23 protein-coding genes are annotated in these 22,678 nt (G+C 69.5%); 14 read left to right on the top strand and 9 right to left on the bottom strand.

Features of this window, described 5'->3' with window-relative positions:
- Positions 1-85: 85 nt before the first annotated feature.
- Positions 86-997: a fatty acid desaturase gene (locus KXR53_RS11030; RefSeq protein ID WP_437375184.1), complete on the top strand. Its 912-nt coding sequence runs from the start codon at positions 86-88 to the stop codon at positions 995-997.
- Positions 998-1,038: 41 nt separating this feature from the next.
- Positions 1,039-1,833: a phosphate/phosphite/phosphonate ABC transporter substrate-binding protein gene (locus KXR53_RS11025; protein WP_437375183.1), complete on the top strand. Its 795-nt coding sequence runs from the start codon at positions 1,039-1,041 to the stop codon at positions 1,831-1,833.
- Here KXR53_RS11025 and KXR53_RS11020 read toward each other — a convergent pair.
- The gene (locus KXR53_RS11020; protein ID WP_437375182.1) at positions 1,778-2,158 is read right to left on the bottom strand and encodes an Hpt domain-containing protein; all 381 of its coding nucleotides are present in this window, start codon (positions 2,156-2,158) and stop codon (positions 1,778-1,780) included. The two genes, KXR53_RS11025 and KXR53_RS11020, sit on opposite strands and share 56 nt — an antisense overlap.
- Positions 2,159-2,273: 115 nt before the next feature.
- On the opposite strand from KXR53_RS11020, the gene KXR53_RS11015 reads away from it, so the two are divergent.
- Both KXR53_RS11015 and KXR53_RS11010 read left to right on the top strand, forming a co-directional pair.
- A complete protein-coding gene (locus tag KXR53_RS11015; RefSeq protein ID WP_437375181.1) occupies positions 2,274-2,849 on the top strand; it encodes a TetR/AcrR family transcriptional regulator in 576 nt (191 codons plus the stop codon).
- A gap of 83 nt (positions 2,850-2,932) precedes the next feature.
- Positions 2,933-4,030, top strand: coding sequence for an alkene reductase (locus tag KXR53_RS11010; RefSeq protein WP_437375180.1), 1,098 nt, complete (start codon positions 2,933-2,935; stop codon positions 4,028-4,030).
- On the opposite strand, the gene KXR53_RS11005 is transcribed toward KXR53_RS11010, so the two are convergent.
- The 4 genes from KXR53_RS11005 to KXR53_RS10990 form a co-directional block, all read right to left on the bottom strand.
- On the bottom strand, positions 4,000-4,245 hold the full coding sequence (locus KXR53_RS11005; RefSeq protein ID WP_437375179.1) for a BON domain-containing protein: 246 nt from the start codon (positions 4,243-4,245) through the stop codon (positions 4,000-4,002). The genes KXR53_RS11010 and KXR53_RS11005 overlap by 31 nt on opposite strands.
- An 85-nt stretch (positions 4,246-4,330) precedes the next feature.
- Complete coding sequence (locus tag KXR53_RS11000) at positions 4,331-4,990, bottom strand: BON domain-containing protein (protein WP_437375178.1); 660 nt, start codon at positions 4,988-4,990, stop codon at positions 4,331-4,333.
- Positions 4,991-5,081: 91 nt separating this feature from the next.
- Entirely contained in the window at positions 5,082-5,243 is a 162-nt protein-coding gene (locus KXR53_RS10995) for a hypothetical protein (protein ID WP_437375177.1), read from the bottom strand.
- 7 nt (positions 5,244-5,250) lie between these two features.
- Complete coding sequence (locus KXR53_RS10990; RefSeq protein ID WP_437375176.1) at positions 5,251-7,140, bottom strand: ABC transporter ATP-binding protein; 1,890 nt, start codon at positions 7,138-7,140, stop codon at positions 5,251-5,253.
- 59 nt (positions 7,141-7,199) lie between these two features.
- Here KXR53_RS10990 and KXR53_RS10985 point away from each other — a divergent pair, with 59 nt between their 5' ends.
- The 6 genes from KXR53_RS10985 to KXR53_RS10960 all read left to right on the top strand — a co-directional run bounded on the left by KXR53_RS10985 (position 7,200) and on the right by KXR53_RS10960 (position 15,620).
- Complete coding sequence (locus KXR53_RS10985) at positions 7,200-8,936, top strand: long-chain-fatty-acid--CoA ligase (protein ID WP_437375175.1); 1,737 nt, start codon at positions 7,200-7,202, stop codon at positions 8,934-8,936.
- 86 nt (positions 8,937-9,022) lie between these two features.
- A complete protein-coding gene (locus KXR53_RS10980; protein WP_437375174.1) occupies positions 9,023-9,448 on the top strand; it encodes a MerR family transcriptional regulator in 426 nt (141 codons plus the stop codon).
- Between the two features lie 63 nt (positions 9,449-9,511).
- The gene (locus tag KXR53_RS10975) at positions 9,512-10,651 is read left to right on the top strand and encodes a thiolase family protein (RefSeq protein ID WP_437375173.1); all 1,140 of its coding nucleotides are present in this window, start codon (positions 9,512-9,514) and stop codon (positions 10,649-10,651) included.
- Between the two features lie 140 nt (positions 10,652-10,791).
- A complete protein-coding gene (locus tag KXR53_RS10970; protein ID WP_437375172.1) occupies positions 10,792-13,122 on the top strand; it encodes a 3-hydroxyacyl-CoA dehydrogenase NAD-binding domain-containing protein in 2,331 nt (776 codons plus the stop codon).
- Positions 13,123-13,133: 11 nt separating this feature from the next.
- Positions 13,134-14,936, top strand: coding sequence for an acyl-CoA dehydrogenase C-terminal domain-containing protein (locus KXR53_RS10965; protein WP_437375171.1), 1,803 nt, complete (start codon positions 13,134-13,136; stop codon positions 14,934-14,936).
- Positions 14,937-15,071: 135 nt separating this feature from the next.
- A complete protein-coding gene (locus tag KXR53_RS10960) occupies positions 15,072-15,620 on the top strand; it encodes a thioesterase family protein (RefSeq protein WP_437375170.1) in 549 nt (182 codons plus the stop codon).
- Between the two features lie 28 nt (positions 15,621-15,648).
- Here the strand turns inward: KXR53_RS10960 and def are convergent, their stop codons facing one another.
- Positions 15,649-16,164, bottom strand: a complete 516-nt coding sequence (gene def / locus KXR53_RS10955; RefSeq protein WP_437375353.1) for a peptide deformylase — start codon at positions 16,162-16,164, stop codon at positions 15,649-15,651.
- A gap of 112 nt (positions 16,165-16,276) precedes the next feature.
- Between def and KXR53_RS10950 the strand changes: the two genes are divergently transcribed.
- The 4 genes from KXR53_RS10950 to KXR53_RS10935 all read left to right on the top strand — a co-directional run bounded on the left by KXR53_RS10950 (position 16,277) and on the right by KXR53_RS10935 (position 19,433).
- On the top strand, positions 16,277-16,903 hold the full coding sequence (locus KXR53_RS10950) for a hypothetical protein (RefSeq protein WP_437375169.1): 627 nt from the start codon (positions 16,277-16,279) through the stop codon (positions 16,901-16,903).
- A 22-nt stretch (positions 16,904-16,925) separates the two neighbouring features.
- A complete protein-coding gene (locus KXR53_RS10945; RefSeq protein ID WP_437375168.1) occupies positions 16,926-18,083 on the top strand; it encodes an aminotransferase in 1,158 nt (385 codons plus the stop codon).
- Positions 18,084-18,150: 67 nt separating this feature from the next.
- Positions 18,151-18,327 (top strand): DUF1345 domain-containing protein, encoded by a 177-nt coding sequence (locus tag KXR53_RS10940; RefSeq protein ID WP_437375167.1) that lies wholly within the window; start codon positions 18,151-18,153, stop codon positions 18,325-18,327.
- 533 nt (positions 18,328-18,860) lie between these two features.
- Positions 18,861-19,433 (top strand): DJ-1/PfpI family protein, encoded by a 573-nt coding sequence (locus KXR53_RS10935; RefSeq protein WP_437375166.1) that lies wholly within the window; start codon positions 18,861-18,863, stop codon positions 19,431-19,433.
- Positions 19,434-19,484: 51 nt separating this feature from the next.
- Here the strand turns inward: KXR53_RS10935 and KXR53_RS10930 are convergent, their stop codons facing one another.
- The 3 genes from KXR53_RS10930 to KXR53_RS10920 form a co-directional block, all read right to left on the bottom strand.
- On the bottom strand, positions 19,485-20,444 hold the full coding sequence (locus KXR53_RS10930) for an isopenicillin N synthase family dioxygenase (RefSeq protein ID WP_437375165.1): 960 nt from the start codon (positions 20,442-20,444) through the stop codon (positions 19,485-19,487).
- A 63-nt stretch (positions 20,445-20,507) separates the two neighbouring features.
- The gene (locus KXR53_RS10925; protein ID WP_437375164.1) at positions 20,508-21,560 is read right to left on the bottom strand and encodes an ABC transporter ATP-binding protein; all 1,053 of its coding nucleotides are present in this window, start codon (positions 21,558-21,560) and stop codon (positions 20,508-20,510) included.
- Positions 21,561-21,570: 10 nt separating this feature from the next.
- Complete coding sequence (locus KXR53_RS10920; RefSeq protein ID WP_437375163.1) at positions 21,571-22,677, bottom strand: ABC transporter ATP-binding protein; 1,107 nt, start codon at positions 22,675-22,677, stop codon at positions 21,571-21,573.
- Position 22,678: the final 1 nt, after the last annotated feature.

Raw genomic sequence — 22,678 nt, 5'->3', positions numbered from 1 at the left:
GTACGACATCTGCATCGTTTTGTGCGCATTATCGCATTGTCCGACATGACCGTTCCGCGACAGCCTGGACCCGAAGGATCTGGTCATGGCGGAAGCGGTGAGACGAGAGAGGATCGAAGGACCGACCTGGGCGGTGGCAGCGGCGGTCTATGGCGGCTGGGCGGCGCTGCTCTGGTTCCATGCGGTGCTGCCGGGGCCGCTCTTCGTTGCGGTGGGCGCCGTGCTGCTGGCCTGGCACGGATCGCTGCAGCACGAGACGATCCACGGCCACCCGACCCGGTCGCGCCGGATCAACGCGGCGGTCGGCTGGCCGCCCCTCTCGCTGTGGCTGCCCTATGCCTGCTATCGCGACCTGCATCTGCGCCATCATCGCGACGACCATCTGACCTCGCCGGTCGAGGATCCGGAGAGCTACTACGTCACCGCCGACCGCTGGTCGGCGCTCAGCCCGGCCGGGCAGGCGGTGCTGCGCTTCAACCGCACCCTGCTGGGGCGTCTGCTGATCGGCCCGGCCCTGGCCTGGTACGGGCTGTGGGCGGCGGAGCTGCCGAGGCTGCGCCGGGATCACAGAGCGCGCGCCGCCTGGGTGCTGCATCTGATCGGCGCCGCCGGGGTGCTCGCCCTTGTCTCCGCCGGCTTCGGCGTCTCGCCGATCCTCTACGTCGCCACCTGCTACGCCGGCACCTCGCTGTCGCTCCTGCGCTCCTTTGCCGAGCATCGCGCCGGGCCGGAAGGGATGCGCACCGCAGTGGTCGCGTCCGGGCCGTTCTTCTCGCTGCTGTTCCTCAACAACAACCTGCATGTGGCGCATCACGCCCGGCCGGGCCTCGCCTGGTACAAGCTGCCGCGCTTCGCCGCCGCCAACGACGCCGCCGGCATCGCCGCGCGCGGCGCCGGGCTCTATCGCGGCTATGGCGAGATCGCCCGGCGCTACCTGCTGCGCCCGGTCGACCAGCCGGTGCATCCCGATTTCGACGCCGGGCGGCGCGGCCGGTGATGCCGCCGGCCACGGCCGTACCTGGCACGGCCAGCCTACCGATGTACGATTTGCCGGAGGTGCGCTGGGCCACTGATGCGCTGTGGTCGGCAATCGCCACGCGCCTCTCCGCCGCCGGCGTCGCGGCGGCGCCGGCCCTGACCCGCGGCCCGGCGCCGCCCGATCTGTGGACCGACCCGGCGCTGCTGTTCACGCAGAGCTGCGGCAACCCCTATGTCCGGCACTATCGCGACCGGCTGCGGCTGGTGGCGACGCCCTGCTACGCCGCCCCGGGCTGCGACGGTCCGTTCTACCGCAGCCTGCTGGTGACCCGCGCCGATGCGCCGGGGGAGGGGCTGGCGGGGTTCCGCGGCGCCGTCTGCGCCGTCAACGACTGGGACAGCCTGTCCGGCTGGGTCGCCCTGGCCGCGGCGCTGCCGGAGCCGCCGGACCGGTTCTTCCGCGCCGCCGTGGTCACCGGCGCCCATGCCGACAGCCTCGCGGCCGTGGCGGCGGGGCAGGCCGACATCGCCGCGATCGACTGCGTCAGCTATGCGCTGCTGCAACACCACCGCCCCGCCACCCTGGCCGGGCTGCGGGTGATCGGCCAGACCGCACCGGCACCGGGCCTGCCCTTCGTGACGCGGCGGGACGCCGATGACGGAACGGTCGACGCGCTGCGAACGGCGCTGCGCGAGGCGCTGGCCGATCCTGCGCTCGCCGCGGCCCGCGCGGCGCTGCTGCTCGAAGGGGGCGAGGTCCTGGGTGAGGCGGCGTACGACGCGATCCCGCCCCAGCCGGCTAGCACTCTTCCTCCGGCTCCGGCTGTTCGCCGCGCCACAGCGCCAGCGCCCTGAGCGTCCCGGCCACCCGGGCCCGCACCATCTTGGCCAGCTCCTGCGGCCGGCCCGGCCGGTCCTCGCCCTTGTCGCCCAGCGATTCGGCGAGGTCGATCAGGGCACGGGCGCCGCAGATCGCGGCGCAGGAGCGCAGGGCATAGGCCTCCAGCGCCAGGGTTTCGCGGTCGCCGGCGCCGGCCGCGGCGGAGATCGCATCGGCGTGCTCGCGCAGCTCCTCCACCAGATCGTCGATCATCGCGCGGCGGGTGGCATCGTCGAACCCGGAGAGATTGCGCTCCAGCGCCGCCGGGTCGAACAGGTATCGCGGACCGTTGCCGGCCATGCATGCCTCCAGCACCTCTCTCAGATATCGCTTCGCACGGCCGCAAGTTCCAGGCGAGACGCGAAGCGACGCGGTCGCCGCTTGAATTCCGGAACGGCCGGTCCATATTTCCGTCATGGTCCCGCATCCCGGCCGCCCCCGCGAGTTCGACAAGGACGCCGCCCTCGACGCGGCGATGGCCCTGTTCTGGCATCAGGGCTATGAGGCGACGTCGCTGGACGACCTGACGCGGGCGATGGATCTCAGCCGCAGCAGCTTCTACGGCTGCTTCGGCTCGAAGCGCGACACTTTGGTCGCGGCGATCCGCCGCTACGGCGACCTGCGCTTCGCCGAGCTGAAGCGGCGGGTGGAGGCTGAGCCGGACCCCGGCCGCGCCCTGCGCCTCGCCATGGACGCGATCGCCAATGTCGGGGGCGGCCGCGACGGCTGCTTCCTGATCAACTGCGCGGTCGAGCTGGCGCCGCACGACCCGGAGGTTGAGGGGCTGGGCCGCCATCATCTCGAAAAGCTGGAGGCGCTGCTGGTCCGGCTGCTCGCCCGCAAGCTGGAGGCGCCCGGACCCGAGGTTGTGACCGCCCGGGCCCGCAGCCTGCTGGCGCTCGCCGTCGGCGCCTCGGTGATGCACAAGGCGGGCACCGCGCCCGCCCAAATCGACGAACTCCTGATCGCTGCCGAGCCGCTGATGCGGTGAGGCCGGCCCGACCATGTCCGTGGCTTCTGTTGCCTAATTTTGGACCGACCGATCCGAAATTGGGCGCTCAACTGGAGAGAGCGATGACCCTGCCAAAGCTGTTCACGCCGACCCGGATCGGCGACCTGGACCTGCCGAACCGGATCGTGATGGCGCCCTTGACGCGCAACCGGGCGCGACCCGACGGCGACGTGCCGCATGCGCTGAATGCCGAATACTACGCCCAGCGCGCCGGCGCCGGCCTGCTGATCTCCGAAGGCACGCAGATCTCGCCGGAGGGCAAGGGCTATGCCTGGACCCCGGGCATCCACAGCCCGCAGCAGATTGCCGGCTGGCGGCTGGTGACCGACGCCGTGCACCGGGCCGGCGGCCGGATCGCGGCGCAGCTCTGGCATGTCGGCCGGGTCTCGCACACGGTGCTGCAGCCGGGCGGGGCGGCGCCGGTGGCGCCGTCCGCGATCGCCGCGAACACTCGGGTCTATGACGGCGAGGGCTTCATCCCCGCCTCGACGCCGCGGGCGCTGGAAATCGACGAGCTGCCGCGCATCGTCCGCGACTACGCCCAGGCTGCGCGCAACGCCATGGAGGCCGGCTTCGACGCGGTCGAGCTCCACGGCGCCAACGGCTATCTGCTGGACCAGTTCCTGCGCGACGGCACCAACAGGCGGGCCGACGGCTATGGCGGGTCGATCGCCAACCGGGCGCGGCTGCTGCTGGAGGTGGCGGAGGCGGTGGCGGCGGTATGGACGCCCGGCCGCGTCGGCGTCCGGCTGTCGCCCTTCTCCAATTTCGGCGACATCGCCGACAGCGACCCGATGGCCACCTTCGGCCATGCGATCGAGGGGCTGAGCCATCTCGGCATCGGCTTCCTGCACCTGATCGAGGGCCAGACCGGCGGGACGCGCGAGCTGCCGCCCGGCACCGACCTCCAGGCGCTGCGCCGGCTCTTCAAGGGCAGCACCATCGCCAACAACGGCTATGACCGCGCGATGGCGGTCGAGGCGGTGGAGAGCGGCCGCGCCGACCTCGTCGCTTTCGGCCGGCCGTTCATCGCCAATCCGGACCTGGTCGAGCGGCTGCGCCTCGACGCGCCGCTGAACACGCCGGACCAGGCGACCTTCTACGGCGGCGGCGCCGAAGGCTACACCGATTACCCGACGCTGGAGAAGGTCGCCGCCTGACCGACGGCGGCCGTCACATCACGACCGGCGTGCCTGTCGTCTCCGCTTCCGGAGCGCGGCGGGGCGCCGGTCGTCCGGCCGGCGCCCATCAGGACCGTGGCCCGGGCCTGCAGCCGCAGGTTGTTCTGCACATAGCCGACGCCGGAGACCCGTTCGGCGAGGTCCTCGGCGTGGCGCTTGGCCGGGCGGCTGCGGGCCGTGCCGTTCAGCGTCACTTCGCCTCCGGCGACGCCGACCGCCGCGGCACCTCGTCGAGCGCGTCCATGGCGTCGTCGGGCCAGGGGCGGTTTCTGCGGGCGATCATCGGCCGCCTCCGGGCTGCCGCATGCGCAGGTTGTTCTGGACATGGGTGACGCCGGACACCCGGTCGGCGTCGTCCTCGGCGCGCCGGCGCTCCGCCCGGCTGCCCACCGTGCCGGACAGCGTCACCTCCGAGCCGGCGACGGTCACCTCGATGTCCGAGGCGTCGAGCACCGGGTCGTCGGTCAGCCCGTCGCAGACATCCTCGCGGATCCGCTCGTCGGAGCGGGTGTAGCCGCGCGGGCCGATGCCGCGATAATCCTCCAGCACGTGGCGGCGCTGCGACCGGTCGTCGCCGTACCAGGGCGATACCTCGTCCGAGGGGCCGCGGAAGCCCAGCCGTTCGCGCCGGCCCGGGCCAGGCGGCGGCCCCTCCGCGTGGTAATAGCCGTAATCCGGGCCCCGCCGGCGCCATTCCTCGCCCCGGCGGTCGAATTCGACGCGCGACGGGCCGGTCGGATCGGCCATCCCTCGATGGAAGCGCGCCCGCGCCCGCTCGCGGGCATAAAGGCCGGCGTCGCGCTCGTCATACCCGTAGGGGGCGGCCTCGTCGTCGGGCCTGCCGCGGGGGATGCGCGGCCCGACGGCCTCGCGCCGCCAGTCGCGATCCCACCAATCCTCGTGATGCCGGTCCCGCGGTTCGCGCCTTCCATTCGCCATCTCGGTCTCCCGGACGTCGTCGCTGTCGCCTTATCTTCAGAACCGGACGCCCCCTGGCGCAGTTCCGGGCCCGGCGACGGCGGGTCGCGGGCTACGGCGTCTTCGCCGGGGCCAGGGCGGCGGCGCTGCGGGCGGTGTCGACGCCAATGGCGAAACCGGCATAGAAGCCGATGCCGAGGCCGAAGATCAGCGCCCAGACGGCGAGCCAACGCATCCCGCGCAGGCGCTGCCGCAGCCTTTCAGTCTCGTCCATCCTCTCCTCACACCGGCCCGGCCGCCGGGACGGCCAGGTCTTCGTCATCGGCCGTCTGCATCGCCCATAGCCGGGCGTAGAGGCCGCCGGCCGCGATCAGCTCGGCATGGCTGCCGACCTCGACCACCCGGCCATGGTCCAGCACATAGATCAGGTCGGCGCTGCGCACGGTCGACAGCCGGTGCGCGATCATCAGCGTGGTGCGCCCGGCCATCAGCTGGGTCAGCGCCGCCTGCACCTGCCGCTCGCTCTCGGTGTCGAGCGCCGAGGTCGCCTCGTCCAGCAGCAGGATCGGCGCGTTCTTCAGCATCGCCCGGGCGATCGACAGGCGCTGGCGCTGGCCGCCGGACAGCTTCACCCCCTGTTCCCCGACCATGGTGTCGTAGCCCTTGGGCAGGCGCAGGATGAAATCATGCGCCGCCGCCGCCCTGGCCGCGGCCTCGACCTCCTCCTGTGTCGCCGAGGGGCGGGAATAGGCGATGTTGGCGCGGACCGTGTCGTCGAACAGGGTCACCTCCTGGCTGACCAGCGCCATGTGCTCGCGCAGCGACTGCAGGGTCAGGCTGCGGACGTCGTGGCCGTCGATCGCCACAGTGCCCTGGGTGACGTCGTAGAAGCGCGGGATCAGGTTCAGGATGGTCGACTTGCCGGCGCCGGACGGCCCGACCAGCGCCGCCGTCTTCCCGGCCGGCACCTCCAGCGTCACGCCGCGCAGCGCCGGGATCTTCGGACTGTAGGAGAAATGGACGTCGGCCAGGGTGATGCGGCCCCGGCAATGCGTCAGCACCATCGCGTCCGGCGCGTCGCGGATCGCCGGCACCGAGTCGATGGTCTCGAACACCCGCTCGGCCGCGGCGAAGCCGGAGGACAGGGTGTTGTGCAGATTGGCCAGCCGCTTCAGCGGGTCGTACACCATCAGGAGCGCGGCGATGAAGGCGAAGAAGGAGCCGGTGGTGCGCGAGCCGGAGATGACCTCGCTGCCGCCATAGAGGATGACGATGACGATGGCCATGCCCGACAGGATCTCCAGGATCGGGTTGGTGGCCGAGCTGACCCGCATCGCCTTCTGCCGCAGCCGCGACACCTCGTTGATGATCTTGGCGGCGCGATGGGCCTCGCGCTCCTCGGCGTTGTAGGCCTTGACGTGGCGGATGCCCTGGAAGACCTGGCTGAGATGGTTGTTCAGCGAGCCGTACTGGGTGAAGGTCCGGCCGGTGATCTTGCGGATGCGCCTGCCGATCTGCAGCACCGGCAGCACGGTCAGCGGGAAGATGACGAAGGTGACCGCCGCCAGCTCCATATCCGTGTAGAACATCACCGCAATCAGCGCGACCAGCGACAGCAGGTCGCGGCCGATGCCGGTGATGCCGGTCGACACCGCGCCGTACATCGACTGCACGTCGTTGGTGAAGTGGCTGAGCATCCGGCCCGTGGTGGTCTCGTGGAAAGTGGCGAGATCGGCCCGCACCCGGTTGCGGAACATCCGCACCTGCAGCTCGGCGATGATCAGCCGGCCGACATTGTTCAGAATCACGCCCTGGGCGTAGCCGGCGACGCCCTTGACCACGAAGATCCCCATCACCGCGATGGCCAGCGGCCACAGCCAGGTGCCGTCGCGCTCGGTGAAGATCTTCTCGATCACCGGCTTCATCACATAGGCCGACGCCGCGGTGGAGGCCGCGGTCAGGGCCATGCAGAACAGCGCCAGCGTCACCTTCGGCCAATGCGGCCGGATGTAGTTGCGCAGCAGCCGCTGCGCGATCTCGCGGTCGCTCACCCGCCGCGGCTGCTGCTTCTTGTCCTTGTGCTTGGCCAAGGTGATCCGGGGGCTGATATCGGGCGGGCCGTTAAACCACGGCCCCGGCTCCGCTTCAACCTTGCGGGCCGCCTCGCTCATCGGCACCATCGCCGGACAAGGTCGCTGAGCGGCCGATAAAGGACCCTGGGGAGACCGATATGACGGAGGCGTATGCCTCGGAGCGCCCGCAAGCCTGGGCCAAGCTGTACCCGCCCAACATCCACTGGAATGAGCCGATCGAGCCGAGGCCACTTTACGCCATTCTCGACGACGCGGTGGCGAGGTTCGGCGACCGCCCCTGCGCCACCTTCATGGACAAGACCCTCAGCTATGGCCAGATCGGCGACCTGGTCGCCCGCGCGGCCAAGGGGTTTCAGGCGGCGGGGATCGGCAAGGGCAGCCGGGTCGGCCTGTTCCTGCCGAACTGCCCCTATTACGTGATCTGCTATTTCGCGCTGCTGAAATGCGGCGCGGTGGTGGTCAACTTCAACCCGCTCTACGCCGAGCGCGAGCTGATCACCAAGATCGACGACAGCGGCACCGAGCTGATGGTGACGCTCGACCTGGCGCAGTTGCATGGCAAGCTGGTGCCGCTGCTCGGCCGCACCGTGCTGAAGCGGATCCTTGTCTGCCCGATGGCGGGCGTCCTGCCCTTCCCGAAGAACCTGCTGTTCCCGATCGTCAAGCGGCGCGAAGTGGCGAAGGTGCCGCAGGACGGCCGCCACCTGCGCTGGGCCGACCTGGTCCGCAACGACGGCCGCTTCGCCCCGGTGCCGATCGCGCCGGAGGAGGATCTGGCGGTGCTGCAATACACCGGCGGCACCACCGGCACGCCGAAGGCGGCGATGCTGACCCACGCCAATCTCTACGCCAACGCGGTGCAGGCCGGCTGCTGGTTCGAGGGCATGGTGCCGGGCCAGGACCGGATGCTGGCCGTGCTGCCCTTCTTCCACGTCTTCGCCATGACCGTGGCGATGAACCTGGCGATCTGGGCGGGGGCGGAGATCATCATGCTGCCGCGCTTCGAGCTCGAGACCGTGATGAAGACGATCCACGAGAAGAAGCCGACCCTGTTCCCGGCGGTGCCGACCATCTACACCGCGATCGCCAACTTCCCCGAGCGCGCGAAATACGATCTGTCCTCGCTGAAGCGCTGCATCTCGGGCGGGGCGCCGCTGCCGGTCGAAGTCAAGCACGCCTTCGAGGCGGCGACCGGCTGCAAGCTGGTCGAAGGCTACGGCCTGTCGGAAGCCTCGCCGATCGCGACCTGCAATCCGCTGTTCGGGATCAACAAGGAGGGGTCGATCGGCATCCCGCTGCCGCAGACGATCGTCGAGATCGTGTCGCTGGAGGACCGCACCACCGTATTGCCGACCGGCGAGCGCGGCGAGGTCTGCATCCGCGGGCCGCAGGTGATGAAGGGCTACTGGAACCGGCCGGAGGAGTCGGCGGAGACGCTGTACGGCGGCCGCCTGCACACCGGCGATGTCGGCACCATGGACGAGGACGGCTACATCTTCATCGTCGACCGGATCAAGGACCTGATCCTGTGCTCCGGCTTCAACGTCTACCCGCGCAATGTCGAGGAGGCGATCTACCTCCACCCGGCGGTCGAGGAATGCATTGTCGCCGGCGTGCCGGACGCCTATCGCGGCCAGACGGTGAAGGCCTATATCAAGCTGCGCGCCGGGCAGAGCCTGACCGCCGACGGCCTGGTCGACTTCCTCAAGGACAAGCTGTCGCCGATCGAGATGCCGAAGCAGATCGAGTTCCGTGACCAGCCGCTGCCGAAGACCTTGATCGGCAAGCTGTCGCGCAAGGCGGTGCTGGAAGAGGAGGCGGCGAAGGTGGCGGCCGCGGGCATGGCGGAGGCAGCGGCGCGCACCGGCACCTGACCGCTTCCGATTGACCCGAACCTCCGGCTGCGGTACTTTACGTTTACGTAAACGGCATGCAGCAACGCAGGCGGAGGCGAGGCGCCATGGAGGCTGAGGCCAGGGAGAAGACGGGGACCGAGAAGCGCAGCTACTCGATCGGCGAACTCGCCGCGGCCTTCGACATCACCCCCCGCAGCATCCGGTTCTACGAGGACGAGGGCCTGCTGTCGCCTGAACGGGCCGGGCTGACCCGCATCTACAGCCATCGCGACCGGGCCCGCCTGGCCTTGATCTGCCGCGGCAAGCGGCTGGGCTTCTCCCTGGCCGAGATCAAGGAGTTCCTGGACCTCTACGACCGCGAGCACGGGCAGGTCGAGCAGATGACCTATTTTCTCGGCCGCGCCCGGGCCCGGCGCGCCGCCCTCGAGACCCAGCTCGTCGACGTGCAGCAGACGATCGAGGACCTGAAGGGGATCGAGGCCGAGATCGTCACGTTCCTGAAGCGGGAAGGCGCGCTGCCGGAAGGCTGAGCCGCCCATCCATCCGCGGGCGCGGCCCGCGACAAGAAAAAATCTGAGGAGCCTGAGACCACCATGGACAAGAGCGTCGTCATCGCCGGGTTCAAGCGGTCGCCGCATCATTTCGCCAACAAGGGCGGGCTGCGCCGGGTGCGGCCCGACGACCTGGTCGCCGCCGTCGTCAAGGCGCTGGTGGCGGAGAGCAAGGTCGATCCGGAGGCGATCGAGGACCTGATCCTCGGCTGCGCCTTCCCGGAGGGCGAGCAGGGCTTCAACATGGCCCGCATGGTCGTGTTCCTGGCCGGGCTGCCGCAGTCGGTCGGCGGCGTCACCGTGAACCGCTACTGCGGCTCGTCGATGCAGGGGATCCACCAGGCCGCGGGCGCGATCCAGATGGGCGCGGGCGAGGCCTTCGTCTGCGCCGGGGTCGAGAGCATGACCCGGGTGCCGATGATGGGCTTCAACCCGGCGCCGAACCCGACCCTCGCGGCCGAGATGCCTGGCGCCTATTTCAACATGGGCGTGACCGCCGAGAACCTGGCGGTGAAGTACCAGATCACCCGCGAGAGCCAGCAGGACTTCGCCATCCGCTCGCATCAGCGCGCGGCCAAGGCCTGGGCCGAGGGCCGCTTCGCTGCCGAGATCGTGCCGATCGCGACCAGGGACGGCACGGTGGAGCGCGACGGCACCATCCGCCCCGACACCAACCAGGAGGCGCTGTCCGGGCTGAAGCCGGCCTTCGACCAGAACGGCACGGTGACCGCCGGCACGTCGAGCCCGCTGACCGACGGCGCCTCGGCGACGCTGGTGACCAGCGAGGCCTTCGCCAAGGCCAACGGCCTGCCGATCCTGGCCCGGATCAAGTCGATCGCGGTGTCGGGCTGCGCGCCGGAGATCATGGGCATCGGCCCGGTCGGCGCCACGCGCAAGGCGCTGAAGCGCGCCGGCCTGTCGCTCAAGGATATCGACGTGGTCGAGCTGAACGAGGCCTTCGCCGCCCAGGCGCTGGCGGTCGGCCGGGACCTCGAGCTCGACTGGGACAAGACCAATATCGACGGCGGGGCCATCGCACTGGGCCACCCGCTCGGCGCCTCGGGCGCGCGGATCACCGGCAAGGCCGCGTCGATCCTGAAGCGGGAGGGCAAGGAACTCGCGCTCGCCACCATGTGCATCGGCGGCGGCCAGGGCATCGCCACGGTGCTCGAGGCGGCCTGACCTTCTGACGATTTCTGCGCCACCCTACCCCTTTCTCGTCATTCCCGCGCAAGCGGGAATCTCGTCCAGGTGTTCATGAGATCCCCGCTTTCGCGGGGATGACGATGGGGGTGAGGGAAGGGCGATCGGGGAGCTGAACCATGGACATCAAGCAAGTCGCGGTGATCGGCGCCGGCGTGATGGGCAGCGGCATCGCCGCGCATTTCGCCAATGCCGGCGTGCCGGTGCTGCTGCTCGACATCGTGCCGAAGGATGCGACGAACCGGAACGTCGTCGCCGAGGGCGCCCTGGCGCGCATGGCCAAGGCCGATCCGGCGCCCTTCATGTCGAAGGCGGCGGCGCGGTTGGTCACCCCCGGCAACACCGAGGACGACCTGGACAAGCTGGCCGGCTGCGACTGGATCGTCGAGGCGGTGCTGGAGGACCCGAAGGTCAAGCAGGACCTCTACGCCCGGATCGAGCGGGTGATGAAGCCGGGGGCGGTCGTCTCCTCCAACACCTCGACCATCCCGCTGGCGATCCTGACCGAGGGCCGGTCCGAGGCGTTCCGGCGCCGCTTCCTGATCACCCATTTCTTCAACCCGCCGCGCTATATGCGCCTGCTGGAGCTGGTGGCGGGGCCGGAGACCGACCCGGCGCTGGTCGAGGGCATCCGCGGCTTCGCCGATCTCCGCCTCGGCAAGGGCGTGGTCGACTGCAAGGACACGCCCGGCTTCATCGCCAACCGGATCGGCACCTACTGGATCCAGGCGGCGGTCAACGGCGCCTTCGACCTCGGCCTGACGGTGGAGGAGGCGGATGCGGTGGTCGGCCGGCCGATGGGCGTGCCGAAGACCGGCGTGTTCGGGCTGATCGATCTGGTCGGGCTTGACCTGATGCCGCATATCGCCAAGAGCCTGCTGGCGACCCTGCCGGCGGACGACCCCTACCGCGAGATCCACCGCTCGGAGCCGCTGGTCGAGACGCTGATCGCCAAGGGCTACACCGGCCGCAAGGGCAAGGGCGGCTTCTACCGCCTCAGCAAGGGCGCCGACGGCAGCCGGGTGAAGGAGAGCATCGACCTCAAGACCGGCGCCTGGGCGAAGTCGGAGAAGCCGAAGCTCGACAGCGTCGAGGCGGCGCGGCAGGGCGGGCTGAAGGCGCTGGTCGCCTTCGACGACAGGACCGGCCATTACGCCGCCCGGGTGCTGGGTCAGACCCTGTCCTACGTCGCCGGGCTGGTGCCGCAGATCGCCGACACTGTGGTCGCGGTCGATGAGGCGATGCGCCTCGGCTACAATTGGAGCTTCGGCCCGTTCGAGCTGATCGACCAGGTCGGCACCGACTGGCTGATCAACTGGCTGGAAAGCCAGGGCAAGCCGGTGCCGAAGCTGCTGGAATCCGCGCGCGGCCGCAGCTTCTATCGGGTGCAGGACGGAAAACTGCAATACCTGACCACCGCCGGCGACTATGCCGATGTGGTGCGGCCCGAAGGCGTGCTGCTGCTGGCCGACATCAAACGCACCGCGAAGCCGATCGCGAAGAACGGCTCGGCGGCGCTGTGGGACATCGGCGACGGCGTCACCTGCTTCGAGTTCACCTCGAAGATGAACAGCCTCGATGACCAGACCATGGCCCTCCTGGGCGAGGCGATCCGCATTACCGCGTCCAGGTACAAGGCGATGGTGATCTACAACGAGGGCACCAACTTCTCGGTCGGCGCCAATCTCGGCCTCGCTTTGTTCGGCATCAACATCGCGCTGTGGCCGCAGATCGAGGCGCTGGTGAAGGGCGGCCAGGACGCCTACAAGGCGCTGAAATTCGCACCCTTCCCGACCGTGGCCGCACCTTCCGGCATGGCGCTGGGCGGCGGCTGCGAGATCCTGCTGCATTCGACCGCGATCCAGGCCCATGCCGAGACCTATTGCGGCCTGGTCGAGGTCGGCGTCGGGCTGATCCCCGGCTGGGGCGGCTGCAAGGAGATGCTGTTGCGCGCCTACGGCCAGGCCAAACGGTCCGGCGGGCCGATGCCGCCGATTGCGCAGGTGTTCGAGACCATCGGCACGGCCAAGGTGGCGAAGTCGGCCTTCGAGGCGAAGGAGCTGCTGTATTTCCGGCCGAATGACGGCATCACCATGAACCGCGACCGGCTGCTGGCCGACGCCAAGGCCCGCGCCCTGGCGCTGGCCGAAGGCTACCAGCCGCCGAAGCCGGCCGAGGAGATCCGCCTGCCCGGTCCGACCGCCCGGACCGCGCTGAACCTCGCGGTCGCCGATCTGGCCCGCAGCGGCAAGGCGACACCGCACGACATCGTGGTCTCGGACAAGCTGGCCACGGTGCTGTCCGGCGGCGACACCGACATCACCGAGACGCTGACCGAGGACGACGTGCTGGCGCTGGAGCGCGAGATGTTCGGCGAGCTGGTCCGCGCCCCCGCCACCATCGCCCGGGTCGAGCACATGCTGACGACCGGCAAGCCGCTGCGGAACTGAGAGGACGAGAGATGCCCAGCTACAAGGCCCCGCTCGACGATATCCGCTTCGTGCTGCACGAACTGCTGGACATCGGCCAGCTCGCCAGGCTGCCCGGCTATGAGGAGGCGACGCCCGACACCATCGACGCCATCCTGGAGGAGGCGGCGCGCCTGGCCGAGAACGAACTGGCGCCGCTGAACCAGCCTGGCGACGAGGAGGGCTGCCGCTTCGAGAACGGCGTCGTCTACACGCCGAAGGGGTTCAAGGAGGCCTACCGCACCTTCATCGAAGGCGGCTGGACCGGACTGTCCGCCGACCCGGCCTATGGCGGCCAGGGCATGCCCAAGGCGGTGAACTTTGTGATCGAGGAGGTGCTGTCCTCCGCCAACATGTCCTTCGGCATGTATCCTGGCCTGTCGCAGGGCGCCTACAACGCGCTCGAGACCTATGGCGACGAGCAGCAGAAGACGACATACCTGCCGAAGCTGGCGGACGGCACCTGGTCCGGCACGATGTGCCTGACCGAGCCGCATTGCGGCACCGATCTCGGCCTGATCCGGACCAAGGCGGAGCCGATCGGCGATGACAGTGCCTACAGCCTGACCGGCACCAAGATCTTCATCTCGGCGGGCGAGCACGACCTGACCGAGAACATCATCCATCTGGTGCTGGCGCGGCTGCCCGACGCCCCGCCCGGCATCAAGGGCATCAGCCTGTTCGTGGTGCCGAAATTCCTGCCGAAGGAGGAGGGCGGGGCGGTCGTCGCGGGCTCGCGCAACGGCATCGCCTGCGGCTCGATCGAGCACAAGATGGGGATCAAGGCCTCGTCCACCTGCGTGATGAATCTCGACGGCGCCACCGGCTGGCTGGTCGGCGAGAAGCACAAGGGCATGCGGGCGATGTTCGTGATGATGAACGCCGCCCGGCTCGGCGTGGCGCTGCAGGGGCTCGGCATCGCCGAGGTCGCCTACCAGAACGCCGCCGCCTACGCCAAGGACCGGCTGCAGGGCCGTTCCCTGGCCGGCCCGCAGGCGCCGGACAAGCCGGCCGACCCGATCATCGTCCATCCGGATGTGCGCAAGAACCTGCTGACCGGCAAGGCCTTCGCCGAGGGTGCGCGGGCGCTGGCCTATCTGGTCGGTATCAACATCGACCTCTACACCAAGCACCCGGACCCGGCGGTGCGGCAGAACGCCAACGACTTCGTGTCGCTGATGACGCCGATCCTGAAGGCGTATTTCACCGACATGGGGTCGGAGGTGGCGAACCGGTCCCAGCAGGTGCTGGGCGGCCACGGCTACATCCGCGAATGGGGGATGGAGCAGTTCGTGCGCGACGCCCGCATCGCCCAGATCTACGAGGGCGCCAACGGCATCCAGGCGCTCGACCTGGTCGGCCGCAAAATGCCGCAGGACATGGGCCGGCTGCTGCGCAGCTTCTTCCACCCGGTCGACGCCTTCATCCGGGAGGAGGCGGAGGATGCAGCGATGCTGGAATTCGTCGGTCCGCTGGCCAAGGCCTTCGGCAAGCTGCAGCAGGCCACCGCCTGGATCGCGCAGAAGGGGCTGAAGGACCCGGAGGAGGCGGGCGCCGCCTCGTCCGACTACCTCAAGCTGTTCGCCCTGGTGGCGCTGGGCTGGATGTGGGCGCGGATGGCCAAGCTGGCGCTGCAGCGCGCGCCCGAGGCCGGCGACCGCGCCGGCTTCTACGACGCCAAGCTGAAGACGGCGCGCTTCTTCATCCAGCGCATGCTGCCGGAGACGAACTCGCTGTTCATCCAGATCATGGCCGGCAAGGCGCCCCTGATGGCTCTGGAGGCCGAGGCGTTCTAAGCAGAACGCCTGGGTTCCTCTCTTCTGTCATTGCCGGGCTTGACCCGGCAATCCAGAGGGTGTCGACGCTTTCTGGATGCCCGGGTCAAGCCCGGGCATGGCAAAGGAGAGTAGGGGAATGGGCGAGGAGACCCGATGAACCTCTATCTCCGCCTCATCCGGGTCGTGGTTGCGGCGCTGTTCGGCCGGCGGATCGGGCTGCTCGACGAGAGCGTGCTGCGGTTCCGGGTCTGGCCGAACGATCTCGACCTCAATCTGCACATGAACAACGGCCGCTACCTGACGGTCATGGACCTCGGCCGGTTCGACCTGATGCTGCGCGCCGGGCTGGCCGGCACGATCCGCCGCCGGCGCTGGATGCCGGTGCTGGGTGCGGCGACCATCCGCTACCGTCGCTCGCTCGCCGCCTTCGCCGGCTACCGGCTGCGCAGCCGACTGCTCGGCTGGGACGAGAAGTGGCTGTATCTGGAGCAGGGCTTCGAGGATACGCGCGGCGCCGTCGCCGCCCATGCGGTGGTCAAGGCCGCCTTCCTGCACCGCGGCGGCACGGTGCCGACCGCGGAGATCGCCGCCGCGCTCGGCTGGCGGGGGCCATCGCCCGCGCTGCCGGCCTATGTCCTGGCGCTGCGCGACGGCGAGGAGGCAATGCGCGAGGGGCTGCGGGAAGGGCCGCGCGCCGCCTGATCCGAGCCGGGTCGTGCCGCCCGCGCCGCTACGACGCGTGCTCCTTCTTCCACTTCTGGACCTTGCGCAGGATCATGTTCCGGCGCAGCGCCGAGATATGGTCGACGAACAGCACGCCGTTGAGATGGTCGATCTCGTGCTGCAGGCAGGTGGCCAGCAGGCCGGTCGCGTGCTTCTCCTGCGTCGCCCCGGCCTCGTCCAGGTAGCGGACCTTGACCTCGGCCGGGCGCGCCACCTCGGCCCATTGCTCGGGCAGCGACAGGCAGCCTTCCTCGGCCGTCTGCATCTCCTCCGACGCCCAGGTGATCTCCGGGTTGATCAGGCGCAGCGGTGCCCGCGGCTCGTCCTTGCCGGCGACGTCGATGACGATGATCCGCTCCAGCACGCCGATCTGCGGCGCCGCCAGGCCGATGCCGGGCGCGGCATACATCGTCTCCAGCATGTCGTCGGTCAGTTTGCGGACGCGGTCGTCTACCGCGGCGACCGGCTTCGCCTTGGTCTTGAGACGGGGATCGGGGGCGATCAGGATCGGGAACTTGGCCATCGTGCGGTCCAGATAGGCACAGGCCCGACGGGGGTCAAGCGTCGCCATCGGCGGGGCTGCTGTGTTGAGGCTGCTGTGTTAGGGTGCGGCCCGCAACAGAAGGACGAGCATCGTGACCGCCATAGCCAAACCCGAGACATCGCTGCTCGCCGACATGGCGCCGGAGGAGCAGGCGCGGCTGCGGTCGATCGCCGAGGACGTCCGCAGCGGTGCCAATTGGGTGGTGCGCAAGCGCAAGCTGCTCGACACGCTGCTGGCGATCGAGGCGGCGATCGGCGGCTCGCCGAACGAGGCGCTGATCGGCGACGACAGCGACTTCGCGGCTCTGCGCGACGAGATCCGCAAGATGGAGGAGGCGGCGCAGGCTGCCGCGGCCGCCGCCGGCGAAGCGCCGGAGGCGCCGCTGGACGAGGAGGAGCTGGCCGCCGCCGCGAACGAGATCGCCTTCCTGACCGGGCTGCCGACCTATGTCGGCGCGGTGCTGGAGATCTTGGACGAGCCGCAGATCACCAGCGTCGAGCAGGCGGCCTTCTACCACCTCTCGGCCCATCCGGAGCACCAGCGCGCCGCCGATGCCTGGTTCGACGAGGACATCCGCAACGACAAGGCGTTCCGCAAGTTCCTGCGGGCCAATCGCGACTACTCGGACCTGCTCGACCGGTTCGAGGAGATGCTCGACGTGGTCGAGGAAGGGCCGGAGGGCGAGGATTTCGACGAATCCGCAATCACCCGGCACTGACACGAGCGGCGCACGTCACGAGATGAAGCCCGGAAACGCGATCTTCTCCGGCCTCGGCACCACCGTGTTCGAGGTCATGTCCCGGCTGGCGCGGCAGCACGGCGCGGTCAATCTCGGCCAGGGCTTCCCGGACGGGAAGGGGCCGGAGGACGTGCTGCGGGTCGCGGCCTCCGCCGTCACCGACGGCTGGAACCAATACCCGCCGATGCTGGGCCTGCCCGAGCTGCGCCAGGCCGTGGCGGCGCATGAGAGGCGCTTCTACGGGCTCGAGGTCGATCCCGACAGCGAGGTCGTGGTCACCTCCGGCGCCACCGAGGCGCTGGCCGCGGCACTGTTCGCGCTGATCGAGCCGGGCGACGAGGTGGTGCTGTTCGAGCCGCTCTACGACGCCTACCTCCCGCTGGTGCGGCGCGCCGGCGGCGTGCCGAAATTCGTGCATCTGACGCCGCCCGATTGGTCCTTCGACCGGGATGCCCTGGCCAGCGCCTTCTCGCCGCGGACCAAGGCGGTGCTGTTCAACAACCCGCTGAACCCGGCGGCGAAGGTTTTCGGCGCGGCCGAGCTCGACCTCCTCGCCGAATTCGTCGAGGGCTCCGGCGCCTACGTCATTTGCGACGAGGTCTACGAGCATCTGGTCTTCGACGGCCAAAAGCATCAGCCGCTGATCGCCCGGCCAGGCATGCGCGAGCGCTGTCTGAAGATCGGCTCGGCCGGCAAGACCTTCTCGCTGACCGGCTGGAAGGTCGGCTACGTCACCGCCGCCCCGGCCCTGGCGACGCTGCTGGGCAAGGCGCACCAGTTCCTGACCTTCACGACACCGCCGAACCTGCAGGCGGCCGTGGCCTATGGCCTGGCCAAGGGCGATGACTACTATGCCAGCCTCGTCGTCGAGATGCAGGGCAAGCGTGACCGCTTCGCCGCCGGCCTCGCGCGGCTGGGCCTCAGGGTGCTGCCCTGCGGCGGCACCTATTTCGTCAATCTCGACATCGGCTCGACCGGCTTCAGCGGCGACGACCAGGCCTTCTGCCGGCATCTGATCGAGGAGGTCGGCGTCGCCGCCATCCCGCTCTCGGCCTTTTACGCCGAGGCGCCGCTCTCGACCGTCGTCCGCTTCTGCTTCGCCAAGCAGGATTCGGTGCTGGACGAGGCGCTGGGGCGGCTGGCCAAGCGGTTCGGCTGAAGCTTCGTAGGTTGGGTTCGCCCTTGGGCGAACCCAACATCTCACCCTCCGGCAATGTGGAATCCGGGTGTGGGAGTTCCTCTACTACTCCTTCGTCATCGGCATGACGGCCCAGGTCTCCGACGTGCAGGTCACGGGCTCCTACATGCGCCGGCTGACCCTCGGCCACGGCATTCTGTCCTTCTTCTTCAACACCGTGATCCTGGCCCTGGCGGTCAATGTCGCGGCCGGCCAGGCCGACTGACCGCGGCTCGCACTTGACAGAACCAGCCACTCATCCGACTTTTATCGCAGGTGCAACAAACGAAAGGAGGTGATCCGATGTCTAGCGCTCCGGTGAACATGATCTCCGCGGCCGCCCTCATCGGGCGTGCGTCGGATCGAGCGGCGTCGGCAACCTCCGGTCTGCCGGCCTGACACCGACTGTTTCGTCGCGGTGATCCGCGAGCGCCGGCACTCAAGACCGGCGCCTCACCGAACGTTGAACTCCGACCGCCGCCCTCCGGGGCGGCGGTTTTGCATGGGCCGGCCGGGGTCGGGAAGCGGGGCGAGCCCCAGCATTGTGCAATGCACCCATGCGATGGGTGTCCGGCATTGACTTTCGTCCTTGGCGCCGCCACTTCTACGGTCGAATTCAATCACCATCCCGGCATGGTTTCGCCGCTGCCCGCGATATCGCGATCCGCAGCGCAGGACGGCGCGTTGCGCGTCCTGAAGGCAACCATGTGGGTCCGGAGGGGATCCGCCGGGACCGGCTTCAGCAAGGGAGAATAATACATGCAGAACGACAAGCCTCTCGCCGGCAAGACGATCGCCATCCTGGTGTCGAACGGGTTCGAGGAAATCCAGATGACCGAGCCGCAGCGGGCCCTGCTCGCCGCCGGCGCCACCCTGAAGATCGTCTCGACCGAGCAGGGGCTGGTCAATGGCTGGCACGAGAAGGCGTGGGGCCACTACTTCGCTGTCGACGTGCCGCTGTCGAACGCGCTGGCCGCGGATTTCGACGCGGTGCTGATTCCGGGCGGCGAGCGCGGCGTGGCCAAGCTGGCCGCCAACCCGCACACCAAGCGCATCCTCCGCGGCTTCGCCGATGCCGGCAAGCCGATCGCGGCCCTCGGCGTCGCGCCGCAGCTGCTGGCGCTGTCCGAGCGGGTGCAGGGCCGCACCGTGGTCACCAATGACAGCGTCCGCGAGACGCTGGAGGCCGCCGGCGCCAAGCTGGCCGAGGGCACCGTCGTGGTCGACGGCAACCTGATCACCGGCCGCGACGACCTCGACATGGAGGCGTTCAAGGGCTCGATCGTCGAGCACTTCACGACCGTCGCCGCCTCCCTGGCCGCGGCCGCCTGATCCTCCGGGACAGAGAGCATTCGAAGGGCGCCGGCTTCCGGCGCCCTTTTTCTATGGCGCGCCGGCCGCCCGATGCGCGTAGGTGGCGTCCAGCCGCGACTTGAGATAGTCGGCCCCCAGCACCGGCGGATAACGGGCCGGCCGGTCGGCGCCGACGCAGCCCGGCAAGGCCTCGACCAGCGCGTCCGGATTGGGGTCGAGGAAGAAGGCGACCGAAATCCGCTCCCGCTCCGGCGGCTGCACGCGGTGTGGCGTCGAGACATAGACATCATTGGTCCAGCGCATCAGGCAGTCGCCGATGTTGCAGAGAAAGCCGCCGGGCACCGGCGGCGCGTCCAGCCAGACCCCGTCCCGCCGCCGCACCTGCAGCCCGGCCACCCCGTCCGTCGCCAGGATGGTGACATTGCCGTAGTCGGTGTGGGTGCCGGCACCCATCTGGCCCGGCGCCACGGTGCCCGGCCGCGGCGGGTAGTGCAGCAGCCGCAGGATCGCCATTGGCGCATCCAGCCGGCTGTCGAAATAATCGGGGGCGAGGCCGAGATCGACGGCGAAGCCGCGGTGCAGCAGCCGGCCGAGGCGCCAGGCCGCGTCGAAATAGGCCAGCATGGTCTCGCGCCAGCCGGGGAGCTCCGGCCACAGGTTGACGCCGCGGAACGGCCGTCCGGCGACCACCTCGGGATGGTCCGCCGGCAGGTCGAGGCCGATGTTGAAGGCCTCCTTCAGGTCGCTGGGCCTGGTCTCGTCCAGCGTCTCCGTGCCGATGCCGACATAGCCGCGATTGTGCGGTGAGCGGGTGATCGACAGCGCGACCTTCTCGGCCGCGGGCCGGCCGAAGAAATCCTTGGCCGCGGCGAAGACCCGGTCGACCAGGGCCGGGTCGATGCCGTGGCCGGCGACGGCGAAGAAGCCGACCTCGCGGCAGGCGCGGCCGAGGGCGCCGGCCACCGCCCGCAGCCCCTCCGTCCCGCCGAGGCGCAGCGGGGTCAGGTCGATCGCCGGAATGTCGGTCATGCGGCGGCCTCGGCTGCTGGCATTCCCGATTACAGCGGGGGCAGCGCCGATGACGCAAGCCCCTTAAGCCGCCTCCTCGCGCCGCGCCGGGGTGGGCGTGTCCCAGAAGTGGCAGGCGGCCTGGTGGCCGGGGCTGCCGACATCCATCAGCTGCGGCGCCACCTGGGCGCAGAGGTCCTGCGCCTTCGGGCAGCGGGTGCGGAAATAACAGCCGGTCGGCGGGTTCAGCGGGCTCGGCAGGTCGCCGGTCAGCACGATCCGCTTCTTGGCGCGCTCCGCATCCGGGTCGGGCAGCGGCACCGCCGAGATCAGCGCCTGGGTGTAGGGATGGCGCGGATGCTCGTAGATGTCGTCGCGGTCGGCGATCTCCGCCAGCTTGCCGAGATACAGCACCATGATCCGGTGGCTGATGTGGCGCACCACAGACAGGTCGTGGCTGATGAAGATCAGCGACAGGCCGAACTGGCGCTGCAGCCGCATCAGCAGGTTGACGATCTGGCTCTGGATCGAGACGTCGAGGGCCGAGACCGGCTCGTCGCACACGATCAGCTTCGGGTTCAGGATCATCGCCCGCGCAATGCCGATGCGCTGCGCCTGGCCGCCGGAGAACTCGTGCGGATAGCGGTTGATCATCTCCGGCCGCAGGCCGACCAGGCCCATCATCTCCTCGACCTTGGCCCGGCGCTCCTTCCGGCTCAGCTTGCCCTCGAACACGTCGAGCGGCTCGCCGATGATCTCGCCCACCGTCATGCGCGGGTTCAGCGAGGCCAGCGGGTCCTGGAAGATGATCTGCAGGTCCTGCCGCTTCTCCCGCATCGCGTGGCTGTCGAGATTGGCGATGTTCTCGCCCATCCACACCACCTGGCCCGCCGTCGGCGGAATCAGCTGCAGCACGGCGCGGCCGAGGGTCGACTTACCGCAGCCGGATTCGCCGACGATGCCCAGCGTCTCGCCGGCCTTCAGGTCGAAGCTGATGCCGTCGACCGCCTTCAGCGTGTCGCGGTGGCCGGACCAGAGATGCCGCTTCGGCATCGAAAAATGCACACGCAGGTCGCGCACCGACAGGATCGTCTTGCCGTCGGACGGACGGTCGGTCGTCTGCAGGGTATCGGTCATGGCGCGGGCCTCAATGACGGGTCCGGGCGGCGCGATCCGCCTCGATCACGGTGCGGTCGGCCTCGGTCAGGGGCAGCTGGATCAGGTGGCAGGCCTTGGCCCGCAGCCCGGCCCCGGCCTCGCCGCCGCAGGGCAGCAGCGCCGGCTCCTCGGTCAGACAACGGGCATGGGCGTAGCGGCAGCGCGGCTGGAAGTTGCAGCCGGGCGGCAGGTCCTGCAGGTTCGGCGGCTGGCCGCCGATCGACGGCAGCTCGGCATGGCGGTCGGAGTTCAGCCGCGGCATGCTCTGCAGCAGGCCTTCGGTGTACGGATGCTGCGGGTTGTAGAAGATGTCCCGCACCGACCCGGTCTCGACCACGTTTCCGGCATACATCACCATCACCCGGTCGGCCAGGCCGGCGATGACGCCGAGATCGTGGGTGATCAGCACGATCGAGGTGTTGAACTCGCGCTTCAGGTCGCGCATCAGGTCCAGGATCTGCGCCTGGACGGTGACGTCCAGCGCCGTGGTCGGCTCGTCGGCAATCAGCAGGTCCGGCTGGCACAGGAGGGCCATGGCGATCATCACGCGCTGGCGCATGCCGCCCGAGAACTCGTGCGGATACATGCCGATGCGCCGCTTCGCCTCCGGGATGCGGACCAGGTCCAGCATCTCGATCGAGCGCTTCAGCGCCTGGCCCTGGGTCATCCCCTTGTGCTGCACCAGCACCTCGGTCATCTGCCGGGCGATGGTCAGGTAGGGGTTCAGCGACGTCATCGGATCCTGGAAGATCATCGACATTTTCGAGCCGCGGAAGCGGTTCAGTTTCGCCGGCGGCAGGCCCAGGATCTCCTGCCCCCGGTACTGGACGCTGCCGGTGGCGCGGCCGTTCGCGGCCAGAAGCCCCATCACCGACATGAACAGCTGGCTCTTGCCCGAGCCGCTCTCGCCGACGACGCCGAGGGTTTCGCCGGCGGCGATGTCGAGCGAGATGCCGTTCACCGCGGCGACGACGCCGTCGCCGGTCTGGAAGCGGGTGACGAGATTGCGGATCGCCAGGATGGTCTCGGTCTGGGTGGCCGGGGCGGCCACGGTGCCGGTCATCGGGGTCGGGGTGGTCACGAGGGTTGCGGTCATG

Origin of the sequence: Inquilinus limosus, from assembly GCF_051487185.1 — a bacterium.
Classification (GTDB): domain Bacteria; phylum Pseudomonadota; class Alphaproteobacteria; order DSM-16000; family Inquilinaceae; genus Inquilinus; species Inquilinus limosus_F.
This window is presented reverse-complemented; position numbering and strand designations above follow the sequence as displayed.